This is a genomic window from Kocuria carniphila (genome assembly GCF_004136555.1).
Classification (GTDB): domain Bacteria; phylum Actinomycetota; class Actinomycetes; order Actinomycetales; family Micrococcaceae; genus Kocuria; species Kocuria carniphila.
In genome coordinates, this window is the sequence record NZ_NOIT01000010.1 from 16,930 (window position 1) to 28,554 (window position 11,625).

Annotated in this window: 15 protein-coding genes and 1 riboswitch; of the genes, 5 read left to right on the plus strand and 10 right to left on the minus strand. The window is 63.1% G+C overall.

Going from position 1 to position 11,625, the window contains the following annotated elements; genetic code table 11:
* Positions 1-107 precede the first annotated feature (107 nt).
* Positions 108-695, plus strand: a complete 588-nt coding sequence (locus EWV37_RS08455) for a hypothetical protein (protein WP_129701015.1) — start codon at positions 108-110, stop codon at positions 693-695.
* 121 nt (positions 696-816) lie between these two features.
* Positions 817-1,182, plus strand: coding sequence for a DoxX family protein (locus EWV37_RS08460; RefSeq protein ID WP_259916490.1), 366 nt, complete (start codon positions 817-819; stop codon positions 1,180-1,182).
* A gap of 137 nt (positions 1,183-1,319) precedes the next feature.
* Here the strand turns inward: EWV37_RS08460 and EWV37_RS15480 are convergent, their stop codons facing one another.
* Positions 1,320-1,475, minus strand: a complete 156-nt coding sequence (locus tag EWV37_RS15480; RefSeq protein ID WP_165189328.1) for a hypothetical protein — start codon at positions 1,473-1,475, stop codon at positions 1,320-1,322.
* On the opposite strand from EWV37_RS15480, the gene EWV37_RS08465 reads away from it, so the two are divergent.
* Positions 1,474-2,124 (plus strand): hypothetical protein, encoded by a 651-nt coding sequence (locus EWV37_RS08465; protein ID WP_165189331.1) that lies wholly within the window; start codon positions 1,474-1,476, stop codon positions 2,122-2,124. The genes EWV37_RS15480 and EWV37_RS08465 overlap by 2 nt on opposite strands.
* Before the next feature lie 117 nt (positions 2,125-2,241).
* The gene (locus EWV37_RS08470) at positions 2,242-2,670 is read left to right on the plus strand and encodes a VOC family protein (protein WP_095798429.1); all 429 of its coding nucleotides are present in this window, start codon (positions 2,242-2,244) and stop codon (positions 2,668-2,670) included.
* A gap of 6 nt (positions 2,671-2,676) precedes the next feature.
* On the opposite strand, the gene EWV37_RS08475 is transcribed toward EWV37_RS08470, so the two are convergent.
* Positions 2,677-3,861, minus strand: a complete 1,185-nt coding sequence (locus EWV37_RS08475) for a zinc-dependent alcohol dehydrogenase (RefSeq protein WP_129701021.1) — start codon at positions 3,859-3,861, stop codon at positions 2,677-2,679.
* Positions 3,862-3,964: 103 nt separating this feature from the next.
* Between EWV37_RS08475 and EWV37_RS08480 the strand changes: the two genes are divergently transcribed.
* Positions 3,965-4,903 (plus strand): SDR family NAD(P)-dependent oxidoreductase, encoded by a 939-nt coding sequence (locus tag EWV37_RS08480; protein WP_129701023.1) that lies wholly within the window; start codon positions 3,965-3,967, stop codon positions 4,901-4,903.
* A 69-nt stretch (positions 4,904-4,972) separates the two neighbouring features.
* On the opposite strand, the gene EWV37_RS08485 is transcribed toward EWV37_RS08480, so the two are convergent.
* The 8 genes from EWV37_RS08485 to EWV37_RS08520 form a co-directional block, all read right to left on the minus strand.
* Positions 4,973-5,344 carry a DMT family transporter gene (locus EWV37_RS08485; RefSeq protein WP_129701025.1) on the minus strand — a complete coding sequence of 124 codons (372 nt, stop codon included), beginning with the start codon at positions 5,342-5,344 and terminating at the stop codon, positions 4,973-4,975.
* A gap of 1 nt (position 5,345) precedes the next feature.
* Positions 5,346-5,660, minus strand: a complete 315-nt coding sequence (locus EWV37_RS08490; protein ID WP_129701027.1) for a DMT family transporter — start codon at positions 5,658-5,660, stop codon at positions 5,346-5,348.
* 12 nt (positions 5,661-5,672) lie between these two features.
* A riboswitch (guanidine-III (ykkC-III) riboswitch) is annotated at positions 5,673-5,739 on the minus strand.
* 155 nt (positions 5,740-5,894) lie between these two features.
* Positions 5,895-7,163 carry an APC family permease gene (locus EWV37_RS08495; RefSeq protein ID WP_129701029.1) on the minus strand — a complete coding sequence of 423 codons (1,269 nt, stop codon included), beginning with the start codon at positions 7,161-7,163 and terminating at the stop codon, positions 5,895-5,897.
* A gap of 2 nt (positions 7,164-7,165) precedes the next feature.
* The gene (locus tag EWV37_RS08500; protein WP_238663174.1) at positions 7,166-8,158 is read right to left on the minus strand and encodes a PQQ-dependent sugar dehydrogenase; all 993 of its coding nucleotides are present in this window, start codon (positions 8,156-8,158) and stop codon (positions 7,166-7,168) included.
* A gap of 137 nt (positions 8,159-8,295) precedes the next feature.
* Positions 8,296-9,201 (minus strand): SDR family oxidoreductase, encoded by a 906-nt coding sequence (locus EWV37_RS08505; protein ID WP_129701033.1) that lies wholly within the window; start codon positions 9,199-9,201, stop codon positions 8,296-8,298.
* A gap of 52 nt (positions 9,202-9,253) precedes the next feature.
* Positions 9,254-9,892: a response regulator transcription factor gene (locus EWV37_RS08510; RefSeq protein ID WP_095798422.1), complete on the minus strand. Its 639-nt coding sequence runs from the start codon at positions 9,890-9,892 to the stop codon at positions 9,254-9,256.
* A gap of 34 nt (positions 9,893-9,926) precedes the next feature.
* Positions 9,927-10,760 carry a glycosyltransferase family 2 protein gene (locus EWV37_RS08515; protein ID WP_095798421.1) on the minus strand — a complete coding sequence of 278 codons (834 nt, stop codon included), beginning with the start codon at positions 10,758-10,760 and terminating at the stop codon, positions 9,927-9,929.
* Positions 10,745-11,617, minus strand: coding sequence for a glycosyltransferase (locus EWV37_RS08520; protein WP_238663175.1), 873 nt, complete (start codon positions 11,615-11,617; stop codon positions 10,745-10,747). Before EWV37_RS08520 ends, EWV37_RS08515 begins: the two co-directional genes overlap by 16 nt.
* Positions 11,618-11,625: the final 8 nt, after the last annotated feature.

Sequence of the window (11,625 nt, forward strand, 5' to 3'; positions counted from 1 at the left end):
AAGCGTACCCCTTGACGAACCAAACATCTAGAATCTATGCTCTAGATTATTCATTCCAGTAAGCGGCTCTTACGCTCACTCATTACTGCCTTGCGGAAGGACCCGTCATGGGACCTGTCTCGATAGCCGCTCTCAAGCCCTTGGCACCACCCGCAACACCGTTCATCAAAGTCATTGGTATTCTCATCGCCCTCTGGTGCGCAGCGTTCGCAGTCATCACCATTTGGTTCGAATCCAGTGACTACTTCGCCCAAGGCCCCCATGCAGCCGACGCCGCCGCCCTGTCCGTTGTGAACTGGTACGTCGTGGCCGTCAAAGTTCTGGGCATCGCCGTTGCACTACTCGCCATACGGCAGCCCCGTTCAGCCCGCACGGCCACGCTTGTCGGCATGACGCTCTGGGCGGCCTTCGCCACCATCGGTATTTACGTTGTGGGCAGCCTCGTTCAAATCATCACCATGCTGGTCGGAATAATGGGAGACCCGTCCAAGCTCACTCTCGGCTCAGTGGGCTATGTGCTCGCATTCAGTGCGGCAGGCACCGGATTCGGGATTCTCGCCGTCTCCTACAAACGACGAACCAGCCTGAGGACTTTCGCGGTCGTGCTGGGCATTCTCGGCGCGCCCCTGATGCTCGGGAGCATCCTGGTGTTTCTCCCCGCTCTGCTCCGTATGGCAGGTCTGCTATCCAGCTGACGACGGCGCCTCGAGACTCGCACTCGCGCGTCTCGCCGAGAAAGGAACAAGTCCGTTGTTCCCATTAATCGTGCTCGTCCTCACAACTATCGGCGCGCGTCAGTTCGGCATTCTCTTCGACGTGGAATACCTCTTCGCATGGCCTAACGCCCTGGCTGTCGGGCTATCCGTCATGCTGCTTTTCACCGCGAGCGCGCACTTTTTTCAGCCTCGCCGGAATGCTCTGATCGAGATGGTTCCGTGGGCACTGGGGCGCCCGAGAGTGTGGGTAACGTTTACCGGCGTCCTGGAGATACTTGGCGCCATCGGACTCCATGTACCCGTGACTCGAACTGTCGCGGCCATCTGTCTGGCTCTGCTCTTCGTGGCGATGTTCCCGGCCAACATTCGGGCCGCTCAGAACAACACGGGTCTATCCAGCATGAAGCTGTCCTTACGAGTTCTGGTCCAAATGGTCTTCGTGGTTGCCTGTCTGATCGTCGCCTGAACCGACGTCGCTCGTGCTCACTCGAACGTTATAAACGCGGCCACCCAGGCCATGTGGTCACTGGCGTCTTGGGAGTGGCCAAATCCCGCTTCTAGCGTGTTGAATATGTAGTTGGGGACATTTGTCCCCTAAAGCGCTTACATGAGGGAGAGCATGAACACGCAGACTGAACCGCAGATCTCACGCAGATCGATTGCCAAGGGTGTCGCGTGGGCCACGCCCACTATCATTGCCGCGAGTGCGGCCCCGGCGTTCGCGGCGTCTCCGCCCGATTGTTTGTACACGGTTGACATGTCCTCTGTGAACACGACGTCGGGCACGCAAACTTACGTAGCCAGAAATCAGAGGACAGGTCGTGTCCTCACCTTTACGGCTTCAAGCACCATGAATGGCACCACAGGCACGCCCGTCAACATGACCAACGACATGTTCGCTCGAGGTGCGTCGTCAAGTTGCGGTTCCTACAGCACGATCAACTCTAGTTTCCAGCAAAACGGCCTCATGCTGGCACAGTACGCAACGGGAGCAAACACTTGCTCGGCCACGAGGGCGAGTTCCTCTCAAACCGTCAACTTCACCATCACCGACCAGAGGACCGGCCAGACCATTCCCAGTGAGAGTATTGGCGGAGGTTCAATGACCGTGGTCGATATCAGCTCTCAAGCCACCGGTGTCACACCCGCGAACTGGCGGCAGTACTGGGACCAGGTGACGTTCTCCAGTTCCGCCACGCGGACCGGGGGCACGAACACCGGCTTGAACGCGACGAGCGGCACGACTTTTTACGTGACCGGTAATAACCAGGTGTCTGCATCCACCAAGGTCACCGATAACTTCTCTTTCACGAAGTTCCCCACCACGGTCACTTATGGACAGCGCGGCTCCTACTACGGCGTGCAATTCATTCAGTTGAGGAACATCCAGTTCTACGGACCCTGCTGATTCTGAAATGCATTCTGCGCGGCTGAAATTGTGCCGGTTAGACTCAAGGCACACATGGCGGTGGGGGCCGCGAGCATCGCCGATCCCCGTAGCTACCTCCAGCAGTCAGGAGTTCCCATGTCTTTCAAGCTCAACCCGTATCTCCGTTTCCACGGCAAAGCCAAGGAGGCCATGGAGTTCTACCACGGTGTCTTCGGCGGGCAGCTGACGATGACCACAATGGGTGAGATGCAGTCTGACCTGCTCGGTCCGGACGCCGAAAGGATCATGCACGCGCAGCTCGACACGGACCACCTCACCCTGATGGCCTCGGACGGTTTCGAGGATGCAGAACCGGCACACACCGAGTCCAATGTCTCGCTGGCGCTCACCGGAACCGATGAGGCAGCCCTCCGCAGTTTTTGGGACGGCCTATCCTCGGACGGGACTGTGACACAGCCGCTGGTCGACGCACCGTGGGGCGGGGCCTTCGGCATGGTGGTGGACCGCTTCGGCACGGACTGGATGTTCAACATCCAGCCCGCACCGACAGCACAGCGGAACTGATCCCGTTTACGGCTTGAGCACCACCTTGATGCACCCGTCGCTCTTCTCCTGGAACATCTTGTAGGCCTCGGGGGCATCCTCCAGGGACACCCTGTGAGTTGCGAAGTGATCCAGGCCCAAAGTGTCATCGGGTTCGGAGGCAATGGCTAAGAGGTCATCGGTCCACTGCTTCACGTGACATTGCCCCATGCGCATGGTGATGCCCTTGTCGAACATGGTCATCAGAGGCATGGGATCAGCCATGCCCCCGTACACGCCCGACAGCGACACGGTACCGCCGCGCCGCACCGCATTGATCGCGGTGTGCAACACCTCGAGCCGGTCGATGCCAACATTCTCGATTGCCGCACGACCCAGTGGCTTGGGGAGTCTTGCAGCCCCGGCGATGATTTTTTCGGAGATGGGGTTACCGTGCGCTTCCATGCCCACGGCATCGACGACGCCGTCCGGCCCCCTGCCGTCCGTCATTTCTTGAAGTGTTGCGGCAATGTCCTTGACTGTACGCCGGTCCACGGTTTCAACGCCCCATGACTGGGCCAGTTCGAGGCGCTCGTCCACGAGATCCACGCCAATGATCCGATCCACGCCCATGTGCTTGGCGGAACGAACGGCCATCTGTCCCACAGGCCCCAGACCAATGACGGCCAAGGTGTCACCGGGGCCCACATTGGCCCACTTCACGCCCTGCCACGCGGTGGGCAGGATGTCGCTGAGGTAGAGGAACCGCTCATCGGAGTACGTCTCGGGAAGCTTGACCGGCCCGAAGTCTGCGTGGGGAACACGCACCATTTCTGCCTGGCCACCGGGTACGGAGCCGTAGAGGGACGAGAAGCCGAACAGCATGGCTCCCTTGTTCTTGGACTTCACCTGAGTGGTCTCGCACTGTGCGTAAAGCCCACGGTCGCACATCCAGCATTCGCCGCACCCAATGGTGAAGGGGACCACCACGCGGTCCCCCGGTTTGAGGTTGGTGACCTGCTCCCCTACTTCTTCCACGATGCCCATGAACTCGTGACCGAGCACATCGCCGGGCGAGAGATACGGGCCCAGCACTCCGTAGAGATGCAGGTCCGAACCGCAGATCGCAGTGGAGGTGACCCGGACGATTGCATCCTTGGGGTGCTGGATGACGGGGTCGGGAACGAATTCGACTCGGACGTCGCCGAGGCCTTGCCAAGTAAGTGCACGCATGACGGCCAGTTAACTGATCATCAGTCGCCTTTGCAACACCTCAGCGAAAGTTCCCTGTGAGCGAAGTCCTTACATGATCGGTCGTCTCCCATAGACTGGCCCCATGGTAAGCACACTGAAGACTGCACTCGTGCCCGGCGGATCGCGAGGACTCGGTCTGCTCGTCAGCCGCGAACTCCTGGACCGTGGTTTTGCCGTGGCCATCGCAGCGAGAGACGACGCCGAGCTCGCTCGCGCTCGTGACCAGCTGTCCGAACACGGCACAGTCAAGGACTACGTCTGCGACGTTCGCGATACCGAGGCGGTCCAAGGCCTGGTGCACGACGTCGAACGAGATCTGGGCCCCATTGACGTTCTCATCACCGTGGCCGGGATCATCCAGACCGGCCCGCTCGAAGCCGTCACCCTCGAACATTTCCGGGACGCCATCGACACCATGACGTACGGCCCGATTCACTGCGCTCTGGCAGTGCTACCGAGCATGAGGGGTAGGCGCTCCGGACGGATCGGAACCGTGGCCTCCGTCGGCGGGCTGGTGTCCCCGCCTCATCTGCTCCCCTACGCGACCGCCAAGTTCGGTGCCGTGGGATTCAGCGAAGGCCTCGCCGTGGCGTTGGCTGGTTCCGGGGTAACGGCCACCACGATCGCACCCGGCCTCATGCGCACCGGGTCCCATGAACGGGCCTTTTTCACGGGTCAGTCGGAGAAGGAGTACGCGTGGTTCGGCCCCGCTGCGTCTTTGCCAGTGCTGTCCATGAACGCGGAACGTGCAGCCCGAATCATCGTTGACGGCGTACTGGCCGGCAAACCCACAGTTCTGGTCGGCTGGCTGCCCAAGGTCGCGCATCGGGTCCACGGTCTCGCACCGGGGCTGACCACGCGAGCAATGGGCATTGCCAACCGGCTGCTTCCGGGAGCACGTCCGGAACAGTCGGATCTCCGGGAAGGCCGCGAGGCGGCGTCGGGCCTTAACTCGAAGGTCGTGAAAGTACTCACCACCTTGGGTTCCAAGGCGGCTCGCAAGAACAACGAACGCGGATAAGGCCCGCGCGAGGTCAGCAAAGAACCCGGTGTCACGCCTAGTCTGCGTGACACCGGGTTCTTTTGTTGGTCAGTGAGTGGTCGACGAGGCCGTACCCGGTGCGGGGGTCGCTGCCTTACCGGGCTTGCTCGGCACGAGCTTGAGACCGACCACCGCGGCGATAATGCCGGAAATGAAGATGATCTTCCCGAGCGAAACGCTCTCGGTGCCGGTCGCCATCGCGTAGACCACCGTCAACGCGGCGCCGATGCCGGTCCACACGGCATACGCGGTTCCGATGGGAATGTGTTTGGCAGCCCAGCCGAGTCCCGCCATGCTCACGGCGAGTGCTGCGAAGAACACGATGCTGGGTGCGAGCTCACTCAGGCCGTTGGATTCACCGAGCGCGGTGGCCCACACGGCTTCAAAGACGGCGCTGATCAGAAGCACGATCCATGGCATGTCAGCTCACCACCTTCAGGCCGATCACGGAGCTGACCAACAGCACGAGCAGTAGCACCCGTGCGGTCGTTGGACTTTCATAGCCCTTCACGAAGCCCCAGATCACGGTGAGAGTTGCGCCAATTCCTACCCAGACTGCGTAAGCCGTACCGGTCGGCAGAGACGTCATCGCCCACGCGAGACCGGCCATGCTGAGGGCCATGCTGACGGCAAAAAAGAGGGTCGGGATTTTACGTTTGAATCCGTGCGATGCTCCAAGAGCGGCCGCCCAGACCGCTTCGAGCATTCCAGACAGAACAAGAATGATCCACGCCATGACATGCGTCTTTCTGAGTCAGTCTTGTCGTGGTGCGGGTACTGCTCCCTCGTCCGCGAGCCCTGCTGCCGGGCTCCAATCCAAAAATTAGCAAATGCTCCTACGGTTTTCTACCCAGATTGGGCATGACGTACCTCTCCGTCGGCCGCCGCAAGAGTACGAGCGGCACAGCAGCTTTCGACGCCGCTCCGGTCACCTTCCGCGAAGCGCGGTGTTCCCTCCTCAAGCGGGTGGTCACGACCCGTTCTGTTCCGATCCACGACGGCGCACCAACACCACCCGGTACAAGATCCCAGCGGCGACCAGAATGACTCCTCCGATGATGGATGCGATCGGCAAGGTCGCCACCAACACCAGACACAACAGCGCGCCGATGATCTGCACGATCGTGGGATACATCCGCGCCTCACGACCCTGGGTGTAGGCGGAGACGTTGGCCACGAAGTAATACAGCAACACCCCGAAGGACGAGAAACCAATCGCCCCGCGCAGGTCCATCGTCAGCACCAAGACGATCACCACCGCGCCCAGAACCAGTTCCGCACGATACGGAACGCTGTGCACGGGGTGCACCGCGGACAGCCACGCCGGTAGGTCACGGTTGCGGGCCATGGCCAGACTCGTGCGGCCAATTCCGGCGATCAACGCCAGCAACGCACCCAGGGCCGCGGCCGCCGCACCAATACGGACGACGACGCTCGTCCACTCCCAGCCGCCGGCCGCGGCGACGTCCGCGAGCGGCGTCGTCGTGGTTGCGAGGTGTGAGGCGCCCAGGGTCGAGAGGGCGACCACCGCGATGACCGCGTAGACCGCGAGCGCGCCGAACAGGGCAACGAGGATTGCACGGGGAATGGTGCGGGACGGGTCGCGGACTTCTTCACCCATGGTGGCGATGCGCGCGTAACCGGCGAATGCGAAGAACAGCAGCCCCGCGGACTGCAGGATGCCGTAGAACCCGGAGGGGGCGCCGTCGCCGGTCAGTCGGGATGCATCCGCCTCGCCGGAAACCAATCCGGCGACCACCACGAGAGCCAGGACCACGAGCACGATCGAGACGATGATCTTGGTGAGTCCCGCGGTGCGCGTGACCCCGAAGTAGTTGACCGCAACCAATGCGGCCACCGCGAGCGCCGCCACGGGCCGTTCCCACCCTGCCGGCGCCGCGTACGCGGCGAAGGTGAGCGCCATGGCCGCGCAGCTGGCGGTCTTGCCGATCACGAAACACCAACCGGCCATGAAGCCGGCCCACGACCCGAGTTGCTCGCGCCCGTAGACGTAGGTGCCGCCGGACGTTGGATACTGCGCGGCGAGTTGCGCGGAGGAGGTCGCGTTGCAGTAGGCAACTACTGCCGCAAGGGCCAGGCCGATGAGCAGTCCCGAACCGGCCGCCGCGGCAGCCGGCGCAAAGGCGGCGAACACGCCGGCGCCGATCATTGATCCCAGACCGATAGCGACCGCGTCGCCCAGACCGAGTCGTCGTTGCAGGGCGCCGGAGTTGGTCATAGTCAGGGCAGGTCCACTTCTAGGAGTCGGTCATCACCGTCCTGCGGTTGACCGCGCCCATCCGTGTTGTTGGTCAGCAGCCACAAGGTGCCGTTCGGTCCGGGCACGGCATCGCGCAGGCGGCCGTACGCGTCCTGAAAGTAGTCGGTCGAGGTGTCCGGGGAGTTAACGGGCACGGCGCGCAGCACCCGTCCGCGCAGGTTGGCGATGTACAGCGTGTCCCCCACCCGTGACATACCGCTCGGGCTCGCCTCGCTGGTCTCCCATTGCTGCACGGGGTCCACGAACTCGTCCCGCTCCGCGATGCCTTCTACCTCTGGCCACCCATAGTTGGCGCCGGGCTCGATCACATTCAGTTCGTCCCACGTGTTCGCTCCGAACTCGCTGGCGAACATGGTGCCGTCCTCTGCCCAGTCGATGCCCTGCACGTTGCGGTGACCCAGGCTGTACACGGGCGAACTTTCGTGGGGGTTGTCGTCGGGAACGGTACCGTCCGGCATCAGGCGCAGGATCTTGCCGGCCATCGAGTTCGGGTCCTGGGCTTCGCCGCGCTCCCCTGCGTCCCCGACCGCGACGAAGAGCATGTCGTCCGGTCCGAACTTGATGCGCCCGCCGTTGTGGACGCCCGCCGACGGGAGGTCGTCCAGGATGACCTCACTCTCGCCGAGAATCAGCGACCCTCGCTCGCCCGTGACCGTCCACCGAGTCACTCTGTTGCCGTTGCCCGTGGTGGCGTAGGAATACAGGTCACCGTTGGGGCCGGCCGTCAGCCCCAAGAGTCCGCATTCTCCCCCGGCCATTACTTCAGGCTGTTCCCCCACGGTCCGGCTTCCGCCGTCCGGCAAGATTTCCAGAATGCGGCCGCTGTCCCGTTCGCTGATCAGCGGGGCGTCCTCGAGGAACGTCACGGACCACGGCGCTTCCAGGTCGTTGACGACGGTGTTCGCGTCGCCGAGCGGGCGGTACCCCGTGTCATCCGTTCCATCATGGGGCATGGGAGAAGCCGGTGGCTCCCCTCCCGTGAGTGGGCCGCAGCCGCTCAGAACGAGCGCAGCCACGAGAAGGGATACCACCGGCTTCTTGATCATCAGTTCAGTCCTTGGTCAGGGAGCTGAGAACGTGTCCGGTCAGTTTAGAAGACCGGCTTGCCTCCGGTGACACCGATCACGGTGCCGGACACGTAGGAGGCCTCAGCCGGGCTGGCCAGGAACACGAACGCGCCGGCCAGTTCGGACGGCTGACCCGCACGCCCCAGAGCGGTGTCTCCGCCGAAAGCGGGCATCGACTCGCCGGCCTTGGTCGCGGGCTGGAGCGGAGTCCAAATGGGGCCCGGTGCCACGGCGTTGACGCGGATACCCTTTTCACCGATCTCGTTGGCCAGGTTGACAGTGAAGTTGTTGATCGCGGCCTTGGTCGAGGCGTAGTCGATCAGGTTCTCCGAGGGATCGTAGGCCTGGATGGAGCTCACGTTGATGATGCTCGAGCCGTCCTTCAGGTACTTCAACGCCTGCTGAGACACCCAGAACAGGGCGTACAGGTTGGTCTTGAACACACGGTCCATTTCTTCGGTCTTCAGACCCTGCAGACCACCGTCGCGGCGAGCCCACTGGAAACCGGCGTTGTTGACTACGATGTCCAGGCCACCCAGCTGGGATGCTGCATCGTCAACGACACCGCGCGCTGCCTGCTCATCACGCAGATCTGCGGGCAACAACACGGCCTTGCGGCCAGCCTTCTCGATCCACTGCTTGGTGTCCTCGGCGTCGGACTGTTCCTCGGCGAGGTAGTTGATGGCAACATCCGCGCCCTCTCGCGCGTAGGCAATGGCGACGGCGCGACCGATACCGGAATCGCCTCCGGTGATCAGCGCCTTCATACCTTCGAGCCGACCGCGGCCGACCCAGCTTTCTTCACCGTGGTCGGGCAGCGGGGTCATATCGGTGGTCAGACCGGGAGGGGCTTGTTCCTGCGTTGGGAATCCGCCTTCTTCTCCGGCGAGTTCACGGGCGGCTTTGTCTGCAGCAAATTGATCAGTCATATGACTATTCTGCCCGGTCAATCTGAGTGCTTCCACCACCTCAAGGGTGAAATCAGGAACGCGCGACCTTGGGCTGCATGCCGTTCTGCACGCCCCAGAGCACCGCTTGGCTGCGCCGCTCGACGCCCATCTTGCGATACGCGGACCGGATGTAGGACTTGACGGAGTTGATGCTCAAATAACACGTGCGGGCGATTTCATCGTTGGTGGCACCCTGTGTGATCAGAGCTACGACCTCTGCTTCGCGGGGTGACAGTCCGGCGTGTCGTCCCGGCCAGTCGGCGATCTCGATGTCTTCGTTCGTCGGTTCCGGCATGACCACGCGTTCGCCTTCGTGGATTCTGACCAGCGCTTCTGCCAACTGATCGGCCGTAAGTTCTTTCGACAAATACCCGTGGACCCCCAGGGCCAGAGCTTTGTGCACCTGATCCTCGGCTACGTTCCAGGTGTAGATGACCAATTTCCGGTTCTGCACGTCCTCAAGCAACCGTGACACGTCGTACTCGCCGCGGTCACGAGCGGCGAACGCATCGAACAGCACGAGGTCCACAGCGTGACCTGGGATTTCGCCGGAGTCCAACTCGTTCACCACGAGTCGGTCATGGTTTTGGAGCATTCGCGCCACACCCTGAATGACCACCGGGTAGTCGTTCACGAGCGCGAGGGTAATTGCAGCAGACTGATCTTCCACGTGAACGACCTTAGTGGCAAGTGCTCCTTAAGTGCTATCGCGGTTGATCCGCAGCCCGCCAATGACCGGCTTCATGCGTTAGGTGCCCCGTGTCGAGCATGTCATTCAGCCAGCCCTCCATAGGGTCGAATCCCCACTTCTCGCGGAAGATGTTGGCGTTGCGGGCAATGGACGCCGCGTGCTGGACCGGCGGAGTCACCGTGGGGTGGTACTGGTGGTAGGCGCAGGCCCGGCCACTCCACCACATGGTCCCTCCGGCCGCGGCCAAGCGCTGGCCGAAGTCCGTGTCCTCTCCCCCGTACCCCACATAGGCCTCATCGAACCCGCCGATCCGGTTCCAGCTCTCGACCGTGGAGGCGATATTGAGCGACCACAGCATTCGGGGATCGGCAGGTTCCAAGGAGTCGCCTGGTGGGATCCGCCGCGCCGGGTGGTCCCGGCCCAATTCCGCTACGCCGCTGGCGGTGTAGTCGGCCTCGGTCATGCCTTCAGGTAGGTACTTGACCCGGCCGCTGATCACGGCGGTGCGTGTCCCGGTCTCTGCCAACGCGCCCGCGTAGTCGCCGATCAGGTCGCGATCCGGTAAACAATCCACGTCCAGCAGCACTACGGCGTCCGCACCGAGTTCCGCTGCCTTGGCCACGCCCGCGTTCCGCGCCACCGCGAGGTGAAGTTCTTCGGTGGGCTCCATCGCGACGACGACGCCGCGGCCGTTCTTGTTCTCGGCCACCAGGCCAGAGATCTTGGGATCGCCCATGCTCACCACCACGTGGAACTCCGGCTGGGGCGCCAACCGTGACACCCATCTCAACTGTCGTCGGAGGTGCTCGTGGCGACCGCGGACGATCGTGATCAGCGCGGTTCGCACGTCAACGCCACATCGTCGAGTCGTTCAATAGCCTGGGCCGCGCGGCGCGCTCCGCAGTCATAGCGCCAGCGTGCCCAGCCGGAACCTCCGCGTTCCCGCGCGTTCTCCAGGAGGCTGTGCCACTCATCCGGCTCCGGCCAGTGATCCAGCGCGGTGCACACCCCGGCCTTCTCGAGCGCGCGAGCGGTTGCGTGCTGTTCGTCGAAGGGCCGCGGCTGTGCGATGACCACTGCGGGCCGGGCCGCCGCGGAGAGCTCTGCCACGGCGTTGTTCCCGGCGTGGCTGACCACCACATCTGCCGCTTGCAGGTCGGCCCACAGGTCCGGTGACGGGTTGGCAGGGCTGCGCACGGTCCAGTCCCAGTCCGGCGTGGCCAGCCGCGCCCGGTCGATGTCGCTATCGGTGACGTCGGTGCCGCCGCCGCCCCAGACCACCAGGACCTTGCGCCGGGAATCGGACCGGGCGACGTCGTCAGTGGTTGCTACCGGCGTGACCGCGAGGTGATCGAACCGCGAGATAGCGCCCGCGAACACGGTTTTCTCGGTCCACTCGCGCGGCCAATAGTCCTCGGCCGACTCCGCCGTCCACGGGGCCACGATCATGGACGCGGCGTCGTAGGCGTCACGGTGCGTACGGTCCGTACGATTGCCGCGCATGGCCATGACCACCGTGCGAACGCCGAAAAGCCGGGCGAGGAGTGTCACCTCGGCGGAGGTGTCCGTGACCATGACCGAGAGCTCGGACCCGAGGTACTCGGCCATCAATCGCATACGTTCGCGGTAACCGGCGTGGTCCAACGGCGCCCAGTGCATGACGCCGTTCGCCGTGGGATCCACCGGCCTACGGGGAACGTCCATGGGCAGGG

Coding starts and splice junctions, on each gene's coding strand:
- EWV37_RS08485 (WP_129701025.1), bottom strand. CDS start 5,344: ATGCCATGGATCGTGCTTCTGATCAGCGCCGTCTTTGAAGCCGTGTGG.
- EWV37_RS08520 (WP_238663175.1), bottom strand. CDS start 11,617: ATGGACGTTCCCCGTAGGCCGGTGGATCCCACGGCGAACGGCGTCATG.
- EWV37_RS08475 (WP_129701021.1), bottom strand. CDS start 3,861: ATGCGTGCACTTACTTGGCAAGGCCTCGGCGACGTCCGAGTCGAATTC.
- EWV37_RS08470 (WP_095798429.1), top strand. CDS start 2,242: ATGTCTTTCAAGCTCAACCCGTATCTCCGTTTCCACGGCAAAGCCAAG.
- EWV37_RS08500 (WP_238663174.1), bottom strand. CDS start 8,158: ATGCCCCATGATGGAACGGATGACACGGGGTACCGCCCGCTCGGCGAC.
- EWV37_RS15480 (WP_165189328.1), bottom strand. CDS start 1,475: ATGTCAACCGTGTACAAACAATCGGGCGGAGACGCCGCGAACGCCGGG.
- EWV37_RS08455 (WP_129701015.1), top strand. CDS start 108: ATGGGACCTGTCTCGATAGCCGCTCTCAAGCCCTTGGCACCACCCGCA.
- EWV37_RS08505 (WP_129701033.1), bottom strand. CDS start 9,201: ATGACTGATCAATTTGCTGCAGACAAAGCCGCCCGTGAACTCGCCGGA.
- EWV37_RS08495 (WP_129701029.1), bottom strand. CDS start 7,163: ATGACCAACTCCGGCGCCCTGCAACGACGACTCGGTCTGGGCGACGCG.
- EWV37_RS08490 (WP_129701027.1), bottom strand. CDS start 5,660: ATGGCGTGGATCATTCTTGTTCTGTCTGGAATGCTCGAAGCGGTCTGG.
- EWV37_RS08480 (WP_129701023.1), top strand. CDS start 3,965: ATGGTAAGCACACTGAAGACTGCACTCGTGCCCGGCGGATCGCGAGGA.
- EWV37_RS08465 (WP_165189331.1), top strand. CDS start 1,474: ATGTCCTCTGTGAACACGACGTCGGGCACGCAAACTTACGTAGCCAGA.